Genomic DNA, 19,556 nt, shown 5'->3' with positions numbered 1-19,556 from the left:
TCCAAGGTCGATGTGTGGAATGAGGCGGAGCGATCCGGCTCCCGTCATGAAGAACAGAGAGCACAAGATATGCCATCGCGCTAACCGTCTATCGGCCTTGATGAATGAGGAGAGCAAAGAATTTTCGCTGCTGGCGCCGAAGCAGTGTGCTGGTGAACTGCTTGCTTGGGAGCAGCGCACAGCGTTGTAGCGCCGGCTTGTCCGCTGAAGCTCGAACCACTGGTTGGCCGCCGCAGCGTGGCAGATGTCTGCGCGGAGGCCCGACATGGCTGCTCATGCCGATGTCGAGAGAATCGCTTCGACCACCGCCTCCCGCGCCAGCAGATAACCTTCGCTACGCGGTCCGCCGTTGATCGCCGCATCGATAAATGCACGCTTGGCGGATTCATCCGCGAATCCGGCCGGAAAGATCGAATCGATATCGGAGAAGAAAGTCGAGAACGGGCAGATCTGGCAAGCAGACGCGAGCGGAGCCTGCCAAAGCGCGCCGCCCACGTTCGCCACAGGCGCCATGTTGTTGATGTCGGCCAGCCGGGTCAATGCGTGCCGGTCTTCGGACACGAGATGCAGGCGCTCTTCCCAGATCAGCAGTTGCGCCAGCTTCACGAATGCGCCATTGCGCTTGAGGCCCTGTGGCGCGCGGGGGCGAGTCGCCAGCCAGCCCGCCAGTCGCTCGGCCGGCATCGGCGCAGCGATCGCGTAACCTTGCACGGCATCCGCGCCCAGAATTCCAATGGCGTCGAGCAGGTCGACGTGTTCGATACCTTCGACCACCACCGACTTCCCGAGCGAGTGACCGAGCCTCGTCAACTGATAGATGAAGCGCAATACGCTATTGGCATCCTGATCGGCAAGGTTCGTGATGTTGCGATCAATCTTGATCCAGTCGAACGGCAACTGCCGCAGACGGTTCAGGCTGCTGTGACCCGAGCCCAGATCGTCTTCCGCGAGAATCACGCCCAGCGCCTTGAAGCGGTTCAGTGCCTGAAGGATGTCGTTGCTCGCGGGCAGATCGTCGGTTTCCAGCACCTCTAGCGTGAGAACATGTGGCGGGCAGCCGTGCTGCGCGAGTGCGTGCTGCGTCGCGGTGAAATAGCGGGCATCGCTGAGCGCAGCGGGAGGAAGGTTGACCGATACCGCAAGGTCGATGTCGTCCCGCAACCATGCATTTCTCTGCGCGAGAGCCTGGTTCAGGCCGCTCACGTAGAGATCGAAAAAGTCGTTCGAGGACAGGACCGGAAAAAATGCAGCGGGGCTCAGAATACGGTCCCCGTCCCGCAAGCGGGCGAGCGCCTCGATTTTCGTCACCTCTCCCGTCCCGAGGTCGAGTAAGGGCTGGTAATACATCAGCAACGCTTCAGAGTGGAGAAGCTCGGTCCAGCGCTGCCGTTGCGTATAGGGCACGGTGCGCGTGCGACCTTCGAAGTTTTCGATCCTGTCGATCGCGAGCCCCAGCAGACTCTGGAGCATGGCAACAAACGCGCTCTGATCTTCCGACGAATACCCGCCCGGATACGCGCTATAGAGCGAAAGAATCGCCTTCGCCGTTCTGCCCGGCTGCCGCAACGGAATCGCGATGCTGGAGCGAAAGCCGGCTATTCCTGCCCGCTCCCGCCAGGGTTTCATGCTTGGGTCCGTTGCAATATCGATCACCCGGTGCACCTCGCCGCTGCGCCACGCGCGCCCTGCCGGCCCCTGCCCTTGCGGCTGCAGCGGATCTGTGGTGATCTGGTATTCGGCACCCGCCTCGACGTGCGACACATACGTGCGGATCGCGCCGCCCGACGCGGACTCGAACCGGAACACCCCTTGTGAGTCAGGCCGGCCGACGGAACACCCTGCTACTTCTTCGTGGCGGCCAAGCAGATTCACCGTGAGGCTGATCAGGTCGGTGTAAGTCTCAGCCTCCCACGCAACGCGCGTGAGGGACATCAAAACCTGCTGCCGCGACGCCTGAATCTGTTGATATGCCTCGGTCTGGAAGGCAAGGTCACGAGTCAAGCGACGCCCCAACAGTGACAGTGCTTCGTTGTACGGCGCCGGGTCAATGCAACGGCGAATCTCCGCCGAGAGAATGATCCTGCTGCGCACCAGTTCTTCCCGGTCGAGGCCGACAATCGCGTGCACGCGGCCCACCCTCAACGCCATCTCGCGATGTGCCTGTGCGGTCAGATCGGGGGAGGCCATCTTCAGGAGCGTTTCTCGCTGCTTCGCTTTCAGGTGCGCCAGCTCGGCAGGCGAAAGCGCATCGAGAATGGCTTGCGACCTCGGCAGTGCTGCCAGTTTCAGGTAGAAGGCGTCGACTATATCCGCAGCGTGATCAGTCAACGCACTGAACAGCGAGGTAAAAACGAACCCACGTTCCGGACCGTAAAGATCCGCTTCGTCATCCATCAAATGATTACTTCCGCCGCTGCTTTGCGCAGGATTCGCCATAAGCTTGCAGTCTCTTGTGTCAATAGCGCGACGCATGTCCGGCGACGAACACCGGCGCTGACAATGCAGTTTCGATGAGCCGCCTGCACTCCCGGCATCGCATGAATGGATGTACGTGAACCCTATCATAGGGCATCCGTGCCCCATCCCGACATACCGCATATTCAGGGCCGCAGCGCGTCGCGCTTGATCGCCGTCAAACCCGGCCGCGCCGCATCGTCTACCGTGTTCAGAGTAGAAGGTCGACGGGGGCTCGCCGCCGCGCGGCAATGTCCACCGCCAATGCCTGGTCACCCGGAAGGAATCATGATGGCAGCGACGCTGAACGCCGCATTCAATGCAGCAGCCAGACCGTTCACGAAAACGGTTTGCTTCATTGCTGCTGCCTTCGCGCTTCTGGCAGCAGGCGGCTGCCAAACCTACGTCGTGCCGCCGAACGACGCTGAACTCAAGGCCTCATTGACAGACGTACTGGATCTCTATTCGCAGCGGCTGCGTCTCGTCAGCCGGATGACGGTAATCGCAAAAGACAAACTGAAGCGCGGGACGTCTACCCTCGCGGCGATTGCAAGCGCGCGCACGCGGGTTGTTGCCGCAGCGGCCACGCCCGCGCTTGCAAATGATCCCATTGCGTTCGCGCGTTTCGACGTTGCGCAAAGACAGCTCACCGAAGCAGTGTCCGCATTGATGGTCGAAGCCGAATCCGAACCGCGGCTGAATTCGGACGCCACTTTCCGTGCGCTTCAGGGCAACCTCGCCATCTGGTCGACTCGTATTGGATCCGCCCGCACCCGCTACGACCAGGCGGCCCAGATCTACAACGCAACGCTGCATACATTTCCGCATAACATTGCAGCCAGGCTGTGCGCTGAACAGGAGAAACCTGTTTTCAGCGTAATGGACCGCCGGCCTTCAGGAAGCCTCCCGCACATCGACTTCCGGGAATTGCGTGGGACTCTACGCGTCTAGCCGCCAGAACAAGGGGCCACGCTGTTTCCAGTAATGGCTGGCTAGAACCGGTGGCGCAGACCGACAGCCGCGACGAATTGATTCGCCCCCGAGGCACGCGAAAAGTTCGAGATCTGGGCGCCCTGAATTCCCGTGCCCTGTAACTGGTTCGCACGTTGATATAACGCCTCGGCATACACGTCGGTTCGCTGTGAAAGGAAATACGTGTTCAACAACCCGAGCTGATGCCATTTCGGATAACGCACGCCGGCAGGTGTGTCGAACCGGCCATATGTAAATACGTAATTGGCCGAGACATGCCATTTGGGCGTAATGAAGTAGCGCAAATTGACCTCGGCATTTTCGAAGCGGACATCGTCGTGTGGCAGCGAAATCGCCGTATCGGCGACGTTGTTGATCGACGTTGCGTTGTCGAGCCGTGTTTCGCTCAGCACCAGACCGACAAGCGCGTCGTTGTACCGGTAGTTTCCGCCCAATGCGTACGTCCGTTGTCGATCGGCGTTGAAAGGCGCTCCCGCCGGTTCCGAGCCTTCCGTATTGGCAGTAGCGAGGTTCGAAGCGTGGTTGAACTGGAAGTAACCCGCACCAACGCGCATGCCGCCATAGTGGTAGCTGGCGCCCAGGCTGTACTCGCGGCTGTCGTCAAATGCGCCGGCCTTGTTTGAAAAGCCATACGTGCCGCCGAACGTCAGCCCGTGAAACTCCGGGCTCGAGTATTTGACCGAATTGTTCGTACGCGTGTAGTTATCCAGATTGTCGTTGTCGTACGGATGCGCGAAAGCCGTACCGCCGTATGCTGTTCCGCCGAGTGCGAAAGGCTCGACGTATTGAACCACTGCGTCGAACTGGCGGCCCAGCGTGACCGTTCCCGTACTCTTCGAAGCGAGCCCCACAAACGACTGAAACCCGAACAATCGCCCCTGCTGCGCGGCTGTTCCCGTCATGACGGAAAAGCCGTTGGTCAGCGTAAAGAGCGCATTCAGGTCGTGGGTAATGGGTTCTTCGCCCGTCAGCGCCCAGCGGCTGATGTTGACGTCACCGTTTTTTGCTTGCCAGGCCGACTGATGTCCCGACGTGTTGCCCGCATCGCTAACGTATGCAATGCCGGCGTCCATTGATCCGGTCAGCCGCAGCGAAGCTTGTGCATGAACGAGCGGCGACGTCATGGCCAGAAGCATGGTGAGTCGCAGCCGTGCGTGACGCCCAGTACCACGGCGATGCCAGTGGTTGTCCCCAAAGTGCGCGCAACGCGCGGCGGCGCGGCTTTGAGCCGCTTGCCTATGATTTTTCATTGGATGATGCGTAGAGTTGATATCGACGCCGGTCAGTGGTCCCCGTGACCTGTTTTCTATGGCGTGCGATTGTTGAGCGAATATTCCGCTCGCCTTTTTACCATCGCACTATCGCGGCTATATAGATGTCAATGTGCAAGGCACTCTTCCACCGGGCGTCGCTAATGGCGCTGCGCAATGCGTTCGATATGACGGGCGCCATGAGAGCCGCGCCCGGCCCGCCTGCCTTGATATGAGTCAATTGCCGCGCAGGCGATGCGCGCTACCGTCTCTTCTACCGTCCGCCATTTCAGTGCGATCATGCGGGGTGTCCTGCCGGGGTTGCCGAAGACATCCGCCCCGTTGCAGCCGGCGCGTGCGCGTTACCCGAGATTGTCCATCCTCCGTCAGGCGAATCCGAATCATGAGCTCCCCTCGCATTCTTTCCTCTGCGCTTCTTGCGCGCGTCTGCAGCGCCGACCAGGCGGCTTCATTCATCCAGCCGGACATGACCGTCGCCATGAGCGGCTTTACGGGCGCGGGCTACCCCAAAGCGTTGCCGGGCGCGCTGGCGGGTCACATCGAAGCCGCGCATGCGCGTGGCGAGGCGTTCAGGATCAACGTGCTGACGGGAGCGTCGACCGCGCCGGAACTCGACGGCGTACTGGCGCGAGCGAACGGCATCACCATGCGGCTGCCGTATCAGTCGGACCCCTTGTTACGCGACAAAATCAACGCAGGCGAGATGGAATATCTCGATCTTCATCTGAGCCATGTCGCCCAGCATGCGTGGTTCGGTTTCTTCGGAAAGATAGACGTCGCCATTGTGGAAGTGAGCGGCATCCGCGAGGACGGCCTGCTGATTCCGTCGTCATCTGTCGGCAACAACAAGACATGGCTCGAACTGGCCGATAAAGTGATTCTGGAAGTCAACTCGCGTCAGCCGGCCGGGCTGGATGGCATGCACGATATTTACTACGGCACGGCCCTGCCACCTCACCGCGTACCCATTCCGTTACTCACGCCCGGCGACAGGATCGGCGAAGCCTACCTGCGTTGCGATCCGGACAAGATCGTCGCGATCGTCGAAACCGATGCGCCGGACCGGAGCAACAGTTTCTCCCCACCCGATGCCACGTCCAGGCAGATTGCCGGGCACCTGATCGAATTCCTGCGTCATGAAGTGGCTCACGGCAGGCTGCCTGCGGGGCTCCTGCCATTGCAATCCGGAGTGGGCAACATCACGAATGCCGTGCTGGCGGAACTGGCGGAAGCCGGCTTCAAAGGACTGACTGCGTTCACCGAAGTGATTCAGGACGCCATGCTCGATTTGCTCGAGAACGGCACACTCAGCGTCGCCTCGGCCACCGCGCTTTCGTTGAGCCCGCCGGCGACACTTCGTTTTGCCGAGGAAATCGACCGTTTGCGCGAGCGCATCGTCTTGCGGCCGCAGGAAATCAGCAATCACCCGGAACTCGTCAGACGCCTCGGTTGCATTGCCATGAACGGCATGATCGAAGCGGACATCTACGGCAACGTCAATTCGACTCATGTAATGGGAAGCCGCATCCAGAACGGCATCGGTGGCTCCGGCGACTTCGCCCGCAATGGCTATCTCGCCTGTTTCATGTCCGCCAGCACCGCGAAGGGCGGCGACATTTCCCGGATCGTGCCAATGGCGAGCCACGTCGACCACACCGAACACGACGTCTCGGTGATCGTGACCGAGCAGGGTCTTGCCGATTTGCGCGGCCTGTCGCCGAAGCAGCGCGCGCGTCAGGTGATTGCGAACTGCGCGCACCCGGACTATCGTCCGCTTCTCGAAGACTACTTCCAGCGCGCCTGCTCCAACAGCTTCGGCAAGCACACTCCGCACCTTCTGGATGAATCGCTCGCGTGGCATGAGCGATATATCCGTACGGGTTCGATGAAGCCCTGAGAAAAATCGCGTACCAGGTGCGCTACGAACCGTGGAACTGGAACATGACCTGAACGCCGCCGTGTCGATGTTCAAGTTATAAGTCCCTCGGGTTCGCGCGCTCAGTCGCGCGGAAACGGCGCATCGCGATCGAGTAGCGCGGTCCGAACGAAATGCAGGCAACCGATTATCCTCAACATGCGATAGCGCTCCGCCGTATGAGGTTCCAGTTCCTCCAGATGCGTCTGTGCCGTGCTGATCGCCACGTTGACGGTCGCCAGCGCGCTTCTCAGATGCTTCACATTGGGTTGATCGAACAGCACGGGCAGCGCGCGCACCGCCATATCAATCGACGCTAGCCAGCGAGGCTTTGGTGTGCGGCCACTCACTCCGTTCGCCAACTGCAACTCGCCGCGGAGGTCGATGGTGGCGTGCCCCACTTCGAGTGTCGCAAGCATCCATTGCAAGGCGTCGCGGTGCCGATGCGATTGCGTGATGAGCAGCGTGCGCAATTGCGACATCAGGTCGTGGGTGCTCGACTGGAAGCGCCCGTCGAGACCGGGCAGCGGCGCGGTGCATGCCATTGCGATTTGCCCCCTCAAATGACGCTTGATCTTCTCGACGAGCCAGGGCATCTGGGGCGGAAAGATCACCGCGAACGCGAGTGCGCACAGCAGCATCGACACGAGAATGGAGAGCCCATTGTTCATGAGGACGTCGGGCGCATAGTCGATCACGTTATCGGGGCCGGCCAGCAGGCAGAAGAAAACGGCGAAGCCGACACCGTAGGCCGCCGTCGACCGCCGCGCCATGAGAAACGCGCCGAGGCCGAGCGGCAACAGAAGGGCGGCGCACAACAGCGGAAAGCCGTCGATCTTCGGGTAGACGTAGGACAGGAATATGCAGCCGAAGAGAAGCGAGAGCGCGGCCCCGGCTGCAATCTGCAAGGTGAATTTCGGCGGCACGGGCGAGGTCGAGCTCAAGGCGCAGGTGATGGCCGCGCCCGTTACCAGAAAGCTGCCGCCCGGCCACCCGGAGGCGATCCAGAACCAGCTTGCGGCGCCGACCGCCACTACCGTGCGAACAAATGCGAGTCCCACGACGTACGGGCTGGTCTGCGGCTCGTACCGCACGCGCGATTTGTCGAGCACATGCTTGCGCGAGTTGGCCAGCGAGAGGTAGATATCGCAGTACGACAGGAATTCCCCGACGAACCGGTGAACCAGTTCCATCGCCGTGACGTAATCCAGCATGGAACGTGGCGCGACCCGTTCGATCTCCCGCTGCGTTTCGCGTGCACGCCGCGCCAGACCGGTCTGGAAAGCCTTGATGCGCTCCATTAGCTCCGGCATCTCGGGCTCGCCCTTCTGCACCTTCCTGCCGACGTCCACGAGTAGCACGGACAGTTCATCAAGAAACGGGGAAATGGCCGCAATCGTTTCAGCAGCGCCGCTGCCGCGTAAGCGCTTGAGCAGTTGGTGCAGTGCATGCAGGCGGGCGCATGCATTCATGAAATCGCTATTCAGGCGTGCAAGCCGCGCTGCCCGGGCTCGCATATCGGGGTCTTCGTATGAGGCGAAGGTGCGCGTTGCCTCGAATCCGACGATCTCGTCGACAAGCGCGGCAAACCGCTTCTCGAACAGATCCGCTGGCAATGCCGTCGACAATACGCCTGCGGCGAAATCGGTGAACTCGATAGTCCGCTGTTTCAGTGTGCGGAAGAGCGTGGTCGTCGCCTGAATCGGAAAGACGAGCGCGCTCACCGCGCTCGAACACAGAATCCCGATCGATACCTCGGCAGCGCGCGTCAAAGCGGCCAGAAAAAGCGCATTGGGCGCCATTAGCGCCGGAACACCGATCAGCGCCGCCGTATAGCCGGCCAGTACGAAGCCGTACCAGCGAAAGTGGCGGTTTCGGACCGCCGCCGCTGTGCATACGCCAATCCAGCAGGTGAGGCCGAACAAATATAACTCCGGATCCTGCACGCAGACGCCGGCCAGCAGAATCGCAAACACAGTGCCTACGGCTGTGCCAATCACCCGATAGAAACTCTTTGCGAGCACCATGCCGCTGACGGGCTGCATCAGAACGAACACGGTCGTCATTGCGGTGCGCGGCTGCTGGAGGTCGAGCAGCATGGCAATGCCCAGCGCGAGCAACGCCGCCGCAACCGTCTTGAACAGATGCAGCCAGATCAGCCCGTCGTTGAGCGCCCAATGGGACGATGCCTTTCTCGCCAGCCTCAGCCAGCGCGAAACGTCTGTTCTTTGGCTCAATGACGGATTGCGTGAATATCGGATATCCATAGGAGAGCGCGGTGATTGCCCGTTGCGGAATTACACCGCGTCATGGCCTCATCCGGCGCCAGGGGGAAAGACTTTGATTCTAGGGCTGTCAAATACGTCTATTAAGCGGGTTCGCAAGGAACGTCCCTTGTCGCCAGGGTAACAATGCACCAGAATGGCGCGCACACATCATTCCCTTGCCCACTGGTGGATGAGGTCGGCATGGGCGATCCATCCTCATTCACCAAGGGTCCGTTCCACGCGAGGCGGATAATTTATTACGTCCTGCTTGCTAAAATTGGCCACATCAATCAGATACATGTGAGGTCCATGATGTTCAGGTCAGTTTTCCCGGTTGTTCTGGTCGCCGCCATTCTTTCCGCGCCGGCAATCACTTTTGCCCAGCAGTCCAATCAGCCGGTAACGCGTGCCCAGGTGCGCGCCGAACTCGTCGAACTGGAAAAGGCCGGCTACAACCCGGCGCGCGGCGAAGATCCGACGTACCCCGCCGACATCCAGGCGGCTGAAGCCAAAGTCGCAGCGCAACGGGCGTCGGCAAACGCATACGGCGGTTCGACCGGCGGCACCTCGGCGACGGGCACGAGCCGCGCTGTGGTTCCCGCTGTGATTCCGGTAGCCGGTCCGGATAGACAGTCGCTTTACAGCAAGCACTAAAGCGAACAGTGCGATCAGGGGGCGCGGGGCCGTAAGGGCCGCCGCGCCGTCGGCGTTGTTGGTGCTGGATAACTTCGGCTCGCGAAAAATGAGCCGCTTGCCATGCGGCTCACGTTGCTGCGAACCGCTCAGTGATCGACTCAGTGATCGAGATAGCTTTTCAAGGTGCTGATACCGTCGGAATGACGTAGCTTCTGCAATGCCTTGTTCTGTATCTGACGAACCCGTTCACGGGTGACATCGAACTGATCCCCGAGTTCTTCCAGCGTATGTTCGGAAACCGCATCGACACCAAAGCGTAGCTTGATCACTTTCGCTTCGCGCGGCGTCAGGACACCGAGCGCCGCGTCGATGGCCACGCGCAGATCGGCTTGCAGCAAGGCGTCGAGCGGCGCCAGTGCGGACGGGTCCTCGACCATTTCGCCGAGCGTGGTGTCTGCGTCTTCGCCGATCGGGACATCCAGCGAAACCGGTTGCCTCGTAACTCGCTGCACGCTGCGCACCTTTTCTTCGCTCATGCCGAGCCGCGCAGCGAGTTCGCTGGAACGCGCCTGACGGCCCGTTTCCTGGCGCATCTCGCCCGCCACCCTCTTGACGCGGTGCATGGCGTCAGCCATATGAACCGGCACCCGTATGGTACGGCCGTAGTCTGCTATGGCTCGCGAGACCGACTGACGGATCCACCAGGTGGCGTACGTGGAGAATTTGAAGCCACGCCGGTATTCGAAGCGATCCACTGCTTTCATCAAGCCGATGTTGCCTTCCTGAACAAGATCGAGCAACGGCATGCCGCTTTGCACATATTTCTTTGCAACTGAAACGACGAGCCGCAGGTTCGCTTCGATCATCGCGCGGCGTGCGTCCTGAAGCTCGCGATCCGCCACGTTCATCTTTCTGCTGATCCGTTTCAGCTCCTGCAATGACAAACCTTCGCGCGCCTCGATTTGCGCGAGTTTTTCCTGCTGGCCATGAATCGAAGGCGCGCAGCGCATCAACGCCGCACTGCAGGCCGGCGCCGCTGCGGCCGCGCGTGCAAGCCATTCAGGATCGGTTTCGCTTCCGACGAAGGTTTCGACGAACATGTCACGCACCATGCCACCTTGATTCACGGCAAGGCGTAAAACGTTTCTCTCGATTCCGCGAATCTCCTCGACCGCTCGTCGCACGTCGGCACTGAGTTCGCCGATTGTCCGTGCGCTGAAGCGGATCTGCCCGAGTGTAGATGCGATCAGAACGAGCGTGGACTGTGCCTCTTCGCGCCGGCCGGTTGTTCCAGCAACCGCTGCCCGCCACGACGCCAGCTGTTCGCGCACCTGCAAAAAGATTGCATTGCAACCCGCCGTCAATCGGGCGATGCGGGCTTCATCGGCCTCGATCGCGCCGGTTGAATCGTTGGCGTTGGAGGGAACACCGTCGTCGACTTTGCTGCCCGCGGCGCCCTCCGCCGTCGCACCCTGCATTGCCGGAAGCATTTCATCGGGCTGCTGTTCGAGGAATCCGTCAACCAGATCGTCGATGTCGAGTTCGCCCGCTGCGACGCGATCCGCGCGCGCGAGTATCGCGTCAACCGTCGCGGGGCGCAAGGCGATCACCTCGAGCATTTCCCGCAAGCAGGCCTCGATACGACGCGCGACGGCAATTTCGCCTTCGCGCGTCAGGAGCGGGGTCGCGCCCATTTCGCGCAGATAGGCGCGCATCGGATCCGCTGCCGGCCCGGGTTCGGATATGGCGATTGTCAGCGCCGTGGCCGTTTCGTCTTCGGCGACGTCGTCGGGGGCTGATTGCTGGGCCGCGTCGCCCAGCAGAAGCGCATCGCCCGTAGGCGCGAAATCGCGCACGGCAATGCCCACGTCGTTAAACGCCTTGACGATTCCTTCAATGGCGTCTGCCTGTGCAACGCAATCCGGCAGGTGGTCGACTATTTCGGTGTGGGTCAGGAAGCCGCGCTCCTTGCCGAGCTTCATCAACGCGCGCAACTGCATTTCCCTTGAGTCTTGTTCCATCGACACGTGCACCGCTTTCTCCATCCTGGCTGCATGCCTCCACAAGCAAGGTCGACGCGCGTAGCCGCATGCGTTGGGTGGCGCCGACACACTGGCACGGCGCCCGATATGGGCGTAGGCCGAGTGCTTCAGGTTAAAATTCTAGAAGTCCTATAGGGCGAGATCAATCGGACATCGAAAGAACATCAGTTCCAGATTACACAACAATGGTGCAATACCGCCTGCTGCCGCAATGTGCGGGAACCTTCACCGGCGCCAGTCAGGGCGGCGGCGAAGGCAGACTGGACACCCGGCAGTTTCAAACTGACCGGTCAGAACATGTGCAACAGTGCAAGGCGATAGACCATCTGGTTACGTCCCGAGGAAACATCGGCCGAGCCAGGAATATTGGCAAAGTCGAAATCGGTGCCCGTGTTCGCGCTGACCGCGTGTTGATAGGCGCCCTCGAGAAACACAGACGTCCGCGTCGACAGATCGTAGTTGAGCTTCAGGCTAAGCTGGTGCCACTTGGGATCGAATTTCCCGACGGTCGAGGAAAGACTTGCCTGCGTATAGGTATAGCACGCACCGAGGTAGAGCGCGGGCGTGAAGTGATACAAGCCGCTCACTTCGAAGTTGTCGAACTTCCACGCGTTCCATGTGCCGCCAGCGGGCTGCGTGGTACCCGTGAAGTATGCGTTTGCCGTCGGATCGTAAACATCCACATGCGAATACGCGAAGCCCACCAGTGCCTTGCCGATCGTGTAGTTGATGCCGATGCCGATGTTTTGCTGCGACCGCGCATTGAAGGTATTGTCGCTGGTCACCGCGCCGGACGAGTTGGCGGACGCAACCGTGGCAGAACTTGCGTTGTTCAGCTTGAGATACGACGCACCGATCTGCAGGCCGCCGTTCTGATACTGCGCACCGAAGCCATACAGCCGGTTATTCGAAAAGCCGCCCGCCTGGTTGCTGAACGCGTACATGCCTTCGGCAGTGAAGCCGTGAATGGTCGGCGTGACGTATTTGATCGCGTTGTTGACGCGGAAGGAATAGTCGGTGTTGTCGTTGTCGTAGGGATGCGAGAAGAGATATCCCGTCCAGTTGCCATTCGCGGTCATGGGCGAAAACATGTCCACGCTAGGGTCGTACTGGCGCCCGAACGTCAACGTGCCGTATTGGTCCGACGCGATGCCGACATACGCCTGGCGGCCGAACTCCCGGCCGCCTTGCGACATCTTGCCGGTGTTCACGTCGAAGCCGCTTTCGAGCTGGAACACGGCGTGATACCCGGCACCGAGATCTTCTGTGCCCTTCAGGCCCCAGCGGCTCCCGTAGTCATAGCCGCTTTGCATCTGGTATGCGTCATTACCCCTCGCATTGGTCGTGTAATTGAAGCCGTCTTCAATCTTCCCGTACAGCGTCACGCTGCTTTGTGCATGCACGGCTGTCGCAATCATGATTGCGGGCAGCGCTACACCAATTCGTTTCATCACCACCGCTAATCCCCTTCCGTTGAATGTTTTGAATACCTTCGTTTTTGTCGACCAGTCATGTCTGTCACGCGTCACGGCGTGAAGCCATCGATTGATTGATGCCAAACGTTAAGTGATCCAAATTTCTTCGCGTATCCGCGAAATCGGAAGAGTCCTTTCCAACCAGCGCAACAACCCGGTTTGCAGCGGTAATTCGTTGACAGGCAAGGCACCGGCGAACATCAGCAATGGGAGAACGGTTACGATCGCTCCTGCGTGTTGCTCGCGGCAGACACTTATTTCCGGGGGCCGCCCGACTCCGAGGTGCCCTGGTCATCCGCACCATAGCTGGCCTGCGCGCCTGTGTGGCCAGCGGCACGATTCGCGGCGACTGCAGCTTCGGCCGCGAGGATGTCTTCCGGGTAATGCGGGTCGCTGCCTGCACCCGGGCGCCATCCCGTCAGTTCCAGTTCAACCAGTTCTGCTCTTACCTGAGCTCGCGTGAGGGGAGCCGCCGATTGAGCAAACGCAAGTGCGGGAATAGCGGCGGCAAGCGCGACGGACGCGACGAGCACGCCATGTGCGAACGTAGACTTCATGTCGAGGAACCTCGTAGGGACTTGATGGTTTGAGCAACAGCGAGTGTTTGTACAGGCTCGCGCAGTCTAGCCATGTCCCTGCGAATCGTTAACCGCCGCACCTGGAAAGAATTGTTGCCGAAAACGCGTGTTTCGGACGCAGATCGCAATAACGGCAACTCGAACTCACGCAGCGTTCAACGAATCCGACGGCACCTCGCCTGCGGCGCACTCCCCGATGCCGTCATGCAGATCGTTAGTCGCCGCAGTCAGTCGTGCGACGAACTGCTGCAGAAACTCGATCCAGGTGCGGATCTTTGCGTCGACAAAGCGTCGGGACGGGTAAAGAGCGTAGATGTTCATACTGCCGCCTGTGTGAGCCGGAAGTACCCTCAAAAGTGAACCGTCCCGCAATCCTCCCGCGACGGCAATCGCCGGGACCATGCCGATGCCCATTCCCTGCCGCATTGCACAGATGAGCGAATCGACGCTCGTTACGATCAGTTTTCCGCTCATGGGGAGCGCGCCGTCATCCTGAGTGCGGTCGAAAAACCAGTCGTACGACGGGAGTCCGGGCACGTCCGCAACCAGCCCCGCGTGAAACTTCAGTCCGCGCAATTCACGTGGCGCGCGATGCTCGCGCAGATAAGCCGGCGACGCGCACAAGATGTTACGGGTCGTGCCCAGCACGCGGCACACAAGATCGGAATCGGCGAGTGACGAGGCCGAGATCAACGCCACATCGGCAATGCCGGAGAAAAGATCCGGCGGCTGCACAAACGATTTGAGTTGCACAGCGACGTTCGGATAAAGCTTGCGGTACTCGCCGGCGGCGAGCATTACCCACTCCTGTCCGACTGCCTCATTCAGAGCGACGCGCAGTACGCCTTCCGGAGTTTCATGAGCGCTTCTTGCTTCGCCCTCTGCGTCCGCGACATCGGCAAGGATGCGCAGCGCCGAGCGCGAATAGATCTTACCCTGCTCGGTTAACGTAACGCGACGCGACGTTCTGTGAAGCAACCGCACTTTCAGGCGTTCCTCCAGCTCCGATACCGCACGGGAGACGGCACCCGTCGTCAGGTTGAGCGATCGCGCAACGGCGCTGAAGCTGCCGGCCTGCGCCACGAGGGTAAAGATTCGCATGCTCCGTAGCGTGTCCATGATGTTCGTTTCTTCCGCGCTTGTGTGCAGACTGTGTCTTGCCATGCAAGACCGGCTGCGGGATGCAGATCACGCCTTGACCGCACCGACGTCCGGGTGCCTTCCATCGGATCTTGCCGGGGCGGCAATGCGCGCGGACTATGCCGCACACTCCATTGCCAGCAGCATATCGAGCCGGCGGCAGATTTGCGCTTCGAACTTCTCGCGCAGTGTTCCGTCGTAGCCGCGCCGCAGATCGGGCGCATCAAAGGCACAGGTTGCTATTGCGAACTTGCCCGACGCTTCGCCCATCTGGTCGAATGCCGAGTCGCTGCCCCGCTTGCGGAGCGTGCAGAAGAACGCGATATGCTGGACGCACGCGCCGTTATGCTTTAACCACGCCTCTACCGGCGCAGACGCGAAACCGGCCCACACCGGAGAGCCGACTACAACGGCGTCGTAGTCCTGCAAGCGGTGTATGGGCGGCATGACATCGACAGGACGGTGCCACAGTATGTCTACGAGCGAGCGCAAATATCCGCGCACGCCCTTGCGAGCTGCATGCCTTGCCGTCTCGCGAACAGGTTCGATATCCGCGCCGAGCTCAAGTGCGAGCATTTCCGCAATGCGGCGAGTCGTACCGCTACGGGTGTAATAGACGACCAGAATTTTGTATTGATCCGACACGGCTCTCCTCCTTCATGCGTCATCCGGATTGGATACGCACAGCTTCAGCTTAAAGAGCCAATGGCTTCGCAGCATGATCCAGGTCAACCTGTCAGGCAGCGACTCGGAGGCAATGAACCACGCCCCCTGCGACAAAACCGCGCAACGGTCTTTCGTATTACGTAACCTTCAACAAGCGGAGGAGTGCGGAACAGAGGTTGGCCGAAGCACGCCGCGCAATCGTCTCTCGATCCGCCCTATTGCTCACGGCCCGTTCGTGTTGAATCGTCTGGTAAGTAATTGATGACTACGTTTCTTTCGGACGATCGCCGAAACTATCTGACTGCCCAGACAAAACCACAATCTTTACAGGCGACAACGGCCGCTAACGCGGCCTCGATGTGTGCAGAACGCGCCTGCTCGTTGCTGGAAAAGCAAAGCGACTCATGCATGTCGGCCCCGTAGGCATACGTCAGATCGTGCGAGTCGCATATGACACACTCTCCAGGGGCGCCTCCCCTGGCGGAGCGCGCGCCCTTATCACGTGAGGGTGCGGGCTGAACTGGCGTTTGCGTCATCTATGCTTTTCCACCTTGATTATGTCTGCTGTGCTGTGTAGCCGGTGCGGCGTAATTAGCCGCAAGGAACATCGAAGCCGATAAGGGATCGGCTTCGATGTTCATCACGCGTGGACTACCAATCCACGTCGTCTGATACGAACTGGCGGCTTAGAAGCGATGGCGCATGCCAATAGTACCGACCACCTGATTGCCGTTCGACGACGGCGAAACGCCATTGACGACAGCGACGTTCGCAACACCGTTGCCGAGTTCGCCCGATGCGTGTTGATAGACACCACCCGCATACACGTCCGTGCGCTTGCTAAGCGAATAGTCCGCCTCGAGCGACACTGTGTGCCACTTCGGATCGCCCGTTCCCGTACCGGACACCTTGCCGTCCGTGTACGTGTAGGCTGCCGCGATGCCCAAGGCCGGCGTCAGCGCATAGCGGCCATTGATTTCGAAGTTGTCCAGGTGCAGATTGGTGCCCGGCAGCCCCGCGGAGAAATTCGATCCGCTGAAGCCGTTGCTGACTGCGCCGATGCCGTCAAGTTGCGTGTGCGTCCAGACGAATCCAACCACCGCCGGACCGTAGGTGTAATTCAGGCCAACACCATAAGTGCGTTGCAGCGCTGCGCCGATGTTCGCCTCGCCTGCCCCGACCGACGTTGCACCGCCCGAAGTACCGCCCGAGTTGTTCATCTGCAGATAGGCGGCGGCAACGTTGAATGGGCCGTTCGCATACGATGCCCCAACGCTCCATGCGCGGTTATTCGAGAAATCCCCTGCGCCGTTACTGAAGCCATACAGGCCGCCGAACTGGAAGCCTGCGTAATTCGCGCTCGAGTACTTAACCGTGTTCTTGAGCGAGAACGAGTTATCGAGGTTATCGTTATCGAGCGGGTGGGCGGCCAGGTTGTTACCGAAGCCGGCGCCAGCAGCCGAAATCGGCGCGAGGTAGTCGACCACGGAGTCATACTGACGGCCGAGCGTGACTTGCCCGAACTGGTCGCTCTTCAGGCCGACATACGCCTGGCGATTGAACATCGTGCTGCCGTCCTGGAACTGGCCGTTGTTCAGGTTGAAGTCGCTTTCCAACGTGAAGATCGCATGCAGACCGCCGCCGAGATCCTCATTACCGCGCAGGCCGAAGTACGTATTCGACACTACGCCGCTACCTTCCTGCCACGCGCTGTGACCACCCTGGTTGTTGGAATAAACCAGGCCGGCATCAAGAGAACCGTATAACGTGACGCTGCTTTGAGCGTGAGCGGTCACGGCGAATAAACTCACGATTCCCGCAACAATAAATGACTTTCTCATGATCTGGACTCCGATACGTGCATAGAATTGCGTTCCACTGCCCACGGCAAGTGACGCATGTTGTGTGACAAATGAAGTCTACGCCCGCGGTTTAAGCCTTTAGTAACGCATCTCGCAACAGTGCCTCCTGCAAACTCGCAAGATCCGGATGGCAGAGATAAGTCCATGTGATCAAACGATTTTCAACGCAATCCTGGACTCCATGACCGCCTCACCTACTTCTGCGGTGTTGTTCTTACACCACGGCAAATTCATCGAAAATACACACGATTCGAGCGTCGCGCTCTGCAGCACGAAATTCACTCGCGCAAATTCGGTAGCTGCTGGCAAAGGAGCTTCTTGTGGCCCTTGCGTCCATGAACGATTTCAGCCACCTGCCATGAAGCAAGCGCAACGCAGCCGAATATCACTTCGCGTGCGCGTTTAACGAGTGCCAGCGATAGCGCCGTCTCCCGATCCACGCCGACCACGACCGCGAGAAGCAGCACCGCTGCTTCCTGCACACCAAGACCGGCCGGCACCATAAACGCCGCATGACGCACGGCCTGCGTCAAGGCCTCGATTGCCAACGCGCCGCTCACCGACACCGGATGCCCCAGCATTGCCAGAGCCCAGTATGTTTCCAGCGTGCCCGACACGTAGCCGGCGAATTGCCAGAGGAAAGCACTTGCTAGCAGGCCCGTGCGAGACATCAGTGCATCGATATCCGCATCGAGACGTTTTCCGTCGATATCGCGCAGCAATGGGTGCGCGTCACCCAGCAGTTTCGCGGCGAAGCGTTCGATCCTGTGAAATACCCGCCCGCGGCGGATGAGTACAACCGTCAGGATTGGCAGCGGTAGTGAAAGCGCCAGTGCGAGCCCGATCGTCTTTATCGCGCTGACCTGATGCGCCGACGTGGCGATCAGTACGAGCCCAAGCGCGGAAAACGCGTACTGCACGGCCATCGTGACCAGCACTTCGACTACGACCGACGCGCTGACCGTGCTCGCGTCCGCTATGCGCCAGCGTGCAAGTCCGATTCCGACGATTTCGCCGCCAATGCTCGCCACCGGCAGCAGCCGGCTGATCGCCTCGCGCACAGTCGCGACCCACCAGAGAAACGGCAGCGACGCACGCTTGCCAAGCAACAGGCTCCACGCATAGGCATCGAGTAATAGGGGCAATGCGTGCAATGGCACTAACAACAGCAACGCGAACCCCGCGCCGGCAATAACGTGCATGACGTCGCCAGCACCTTCATGCAACACGAGCGCGATGAGCATCGCGATACCGGCGGGCAATCCTATCCAACGCAGCCATTTCATACCGATTACCCGCGCAGTGCGAGCAGGTCGGCAAAGGCGCCGCGCGTCGCACCAGCGGCACCGATCGCTTCTGCCACGCGCGGGGACAGCAGCGCGTCGAGTTCGTCCGCATGACGGTAGGACTGCATTCCCGGCGTCAATGGAGCGTCGCCCGCTGTGGCCGGGTGACAATAGATCTCGCCGACACCACCGGGGAGCCCTTCGAGCGCGGCAAGCCACACCGACTCGGTCATGCGTCCGGTGTCCGCGAGACCGATCACATAGTCGTTATGGGCAATGCCCGCGCGGTCAAGTCGCGCGCGCACCAGGTTCATCCACGGCCGTAACCAGAGCGGCGCATCGCGCTCGCCTGGCAGACGCATTGCGCGCATTCCGAAGTCGCGCCCGATCTCGATGATCAGCGAGAGTACCGTTGGATGAAGGTGAAAATGCTTGTGTGTATTGACGTGATCGAGTGGCAGGCCCGTCTTCGCAAACGCCTCGAACTGCGCGCGGATTTCCAGCGCAAGTTGCGCGCGAACGTGCGGTAGAAAGTAGAACCTGAAACCGTCGCGCACCATGTTGCTACCGAACCGGCCTTGCGCGCCCACCAGCGCGGGAATCGACTCGCGTGGCAGCACAGGCATGCCATCGGCGAGGACCAGATGGAGGCCCACGCACAGTCCCGGAAGCGATCGGGCACGCGCTATCGCATCCTCTGCAGCGGGCGCGCCTACCATCAGGCTCGCCGCGGTCAATACACCATGCCGGTAGGCGAGCTCAACCGCCTCGTTCACGCGAGGATGCAGGCCGAAATCGTCCGCCGTAATAATCAGCATTCTCTGACGCATGCGATCATTGAAGATCACGCCTCGTGGGCGCGCAGGAAACGGAAGAATTCGACGCCCTCGCGCAGGCGCCGTTTCATCATGTCCCAGCTCGTCAGCATCTCCCGCAGGATTTCCCAGATCTTCGACGGCCGGAAATAGAAA

Annotated in this window: 14 protein-coding genes; 3 read left to right on the top strand and 11 right to left on the bottom strand. The window is 60.3% G+C overall.

The genetic code is table 11. The features are described 5' to 3' along the window. Positions 1 to 273 precede the first annotated feature (273 nt). The gene (locus NE850_RS08205) at positions 274 to 2,394 is read right to left on the bottom strand and encodes an EAL domain-containing protein (RefSeq protein ID WP_232064394.1); all 2,121 of its coding nucleotides are present in this window, start codon (positions 2,392 to 2,394) and stop codon (positions 274 to 276) included. A 147-nt stretch (positions 2,395 to 2,541) separates the two neighbouring features. Here NE850_RS08205 and NE850_RS08200 point away from each other — a divergent pair, with 147 nt between their 5' ends. Next, positions 2,542 to 3,405, top strand: coding sequence for a LemA family protein (locus NE850_RS08200; protein WP_310698631.1), 864 nt, complete (start codon positions 2,542 to 2,544; stop codon positions 3,403 to 3,405). Between the two features lie 41 nt (positions 3,406 to 3,446). Here NE850_RS08200 and NE850_RS08195 read toward each other — a convergent pair whose 3' ends face one another. Further along, positions 3,447 to 4,583 (bottom strand): porin, encoded by a 1,137-nt coding sequence (locus NE850_RS08195; protein ID WP_007178347.1) that lies wholly within the window; start codon positions 4,581 to 4,583, stop codon positions 3,447 to 3,449. Positions 4,584 to 5,100: 517 nt separating this feature from the next. Between NE850_RS08195 and NE850_RS08190 the strand changes: the two genes are divergently transcribed. Further along, positions 5,101 to 6,615 carry an acetyl-CoA hydrolase/transferase family protein gene (locus NE850_RS08190; RefSeq protein WP_007178348.1) on the top strand — a complete coding sequence of 505 codons (1,515 nt, stop codon included), beginning with the start codon at positions 5,101 to 5,103 and terminating at the stop codon, positions 6,613 to 6,615. A 101-nt stretch (positions 6,616 to 6,716) separates the two neighbouring features. Here the strand turns inward: NE850_RS08190 and NE850_RS08185 are convergent, their stop codons facing one another. After that, positions 6,717 to 8,900: an FUSC family protein gene (locus NE850_RS08185; RefSeq protein ID WP_165189390.1), complete on the bottom strand. Its 2,184-nt coding sequence runs from the start codon at positions 8,898 to 8,900 to the stop codon at positions 6,717 to 6,719. A 312-nt stretch (positions 8,901 to 9,212) separates the two neighbouring features. Here NE850_RS08185 and NE850_RS08180 point away from each other — a divergent pair, with 312 nt between their 5' ends. Beyond that, on the top strand, positions 9,213 to 9,554 hold the full coding sequence (locus NE850_RS08180) for a DUF4148 domain-containing protein (RefSeq protein ID WP_007178350.1): 342 nt from the start codon (positions 9,213 to 9,215) through the stop codon (positions 9,552 to 9,554). Positions 9,555 to 9,694: 140 nt separating this feature from the next. On the opposite strand, the gene rpoD is transcribed toward NE850_RS08180, so the two are convergent. The 8 genes from rpoD to hpnK form a co-directional block, all read right to left on the bottom strand. After that, entirely contained in the window at positions 9,695 to 11,581 is a 1,887-nt protein-coding gene (rpoD, locus tag NE850_RS08175) for an RNA polymerase sigma factor RpoD (RefSeq protein ID WP_310698630.1), read from the bottom strand. Positions 11,582 to 11,868: 287 nt separating this feature from the next. Next, positions 11,869 to 13,029, bottom strand: a complete 1,161-nt coding sequence (locus tag NE850_RS08170; RefSeq protein WP_007178352.1) for a porin — start codon at positions 13,027 to 13,029, stop codon at positions 11,869 to 11,871. A 278-nt stretch (positions 13,030 to 13,307) separates the two neighbouring features. After that, the gene (locus tag NE850_RS08165) at positions 13,308 to 13,610 is read right to left on the bottom strand and encodes a DUF4148 domain-containing protein (protein ID WP_310698629.1); all 303 of its coding nucleotides are present in this window, start codon (positions 13,608 to 13,610) and stop codon (positions 13,308 to 13,310) included. A gap of 165 nt (positions 13,611 to 13,775) precedes the next feature. Then, positions 13,776 to 14,750 (bottom strand): LysR family transcriptional regulator, encoded by a 975-nt coding sequence (locus NE850_RS08160; RefSeq protein ID WP_310698628.1) that lies wholly within the window; start codon positions 14,748 to 14,750, stop codon positions 13,776 to 13,778. A gap of 138 nt (positions 14,751 to 14,888) precedes the next feature. After that, a complete protein-coding gene (locus NE850_RS08155) occupies positions 14,889 to 15,416 on the bottom strand; it encodes a flavodoxin (protein ID WP_007178355.1) in 528 nt (175 codons plus the stop codon). A 707-nt stretch (positions 15,417 to 16,123) separates the two neighbouring features. After that, positions 16,124 to 17,278 carry a porin gene (locus tag NE850_RS08150; RefSeq protein ID WP_007178356.1) on the bottom strand — a complete coding sequence of 385 codons (1,155 nt, stop codon included), beginning with the start codon at positions 17,276 to 17,278 and terminating at the stop codon, positions 16,124 to 16,126. Positions 17,279 to 17,577: 299 nt separating this feature from the next. Next, positions 17,578 to 18,585 (bottom strand): lysylphosphatidylglycerol synthase domain-containing protein, encoded by a 1,008-nt coding sequence (locus NE850_RS08145; RefSeq protein ID WP_165189399.1) that lies wholly within the window; start codon positions 18,583 to 18,585, stop codon positions 17,578 to 17,580. 5 nt (positions 18,586 to 18,590) lie between these two features. Continuing rightward, entirely contained in the window at positions 18,591 to 19,403 is an 813-nt protein-coding gene (gene hpnK, locus NE850_RS08140; protein WP_007178358.1) for a hopanoid biosynthesis-associated protein HpnK, read from the bottom strand. Positions 19,404 to 19,556: the final 153 nt, after the last annotated feature.

The organism is Paraburkholderia sp. USG1 (genome assembly GCF_031570135.1).
Taxonomy (GTDB): domain Bacteria; phylum Pseudomonadota; class Gammaproteobacteria; order Burkholderiales; family Burkholderiaceae; genus Paraburkholderia; species Paraburkholderia dioscoreae.
This window is presented reverse-complemented; position numbering and strand designations above follow the sequence as displayed.

What these genes read in the sequence shown, in the direction of transcription:
- NE850_RS08205 (WP_232064394.1), bottom strand. Translation starts at nt 2,394, where the DNA reads ATGGATGACGAAGCGGATCTTTACGGTCCGGAACGTGGGTTCGTTTTT.
- NE850_RS08200 (WP_310698631.1), top strand. Translation starts at nt 2,542, where the DNA reads ATGGATGTACGTGAACCCTATCATAGGGCATCCGTGCCCCATCCCGAC.
- NE850_RS08195 (WP_007178347.1), bottom strand. Translation starts at nt 4,583, where the DNA reads ATGCTTCTGGCCATGACGTCGCCGCTCGTTCATGCACAAGCTTCGCTG.
- NE850_RS08190 (WP_007178348.1), top strand. Translation starts at nt 5,101, where the DNA reads ATGAGCTCCCCTCGCATTCTTTCCTCTGCGCTTCTTGCGCGCGTCTGC.
- NE850_RS08185 (WP_165189390.1), bottom strand. Translation starts at nt 8,900, where the DNA reads ATGGATATCCGATATTCACGCAATCCGTCATTGAGCCAAAGAACAGAC.
- NE850_RS08180 (WP_007178350.1), top strand. Translation starts at nt 9,213, where the DNA reads ATGTTCAGGTCAGTTTTCCCGGTTGTTCTGGTCGCCGCCATTCTTTCC.
- rpoD (WP_310698630.1), bottom strand. Translation starts at nt 11,581, where the DNA reads ATGGAGAAAGCGGTGCACGTGTCGATGGAACAAGACTCAAGGGAAATG.
- NE850_RS08170 (WP_007178352.1), bottom strand. Translation starts at nt 13,029, where the DNA reads ATGAAACGAATTGGTGTAGCGCTGCCCGCAATCATGATTGCGACAGCC.
- NE850_RS08165 (WP_310698629.1), bottom strand. Translation starts at nt 13,610, where the DNA reads ATGAAGTCTACGTTCGCACATGGCGTGCTCGTCGCGTCCGTCGCGCTT.
- NE850_RS08160 (WP_310698628.1), bottom strand. Translation starts at nt 14,750, where the DNA reads ATGGACACGCTACGGAGCATGCGAATCTTTACCCTCGTGGCGCAGGCC.
- NE850_RS08150 (WP_007178356.1), bottom strand. Translation starts at nt 17,278, where the DNA reads ATGAGAAAGTCATTTATTGTTGCGGGAATCGTGAGTTTATTCGCCGTG.
- NE850_RS08145 (WP_165189399.1), bottom strand. Translation starts at nt 18,585, where the DNA reads ATGAAATGGCTGCGTTGGATAGGATTGCCCGCCGGTATCGCGATGCTC.
- hpnK (WP_007178358.1), bottom strand. Translation starts at nt 19,403, where the DNA reads ATGCTGATTATTACGGCGGACGATTTCGGCCTGCATCCTCGCGTGAAC.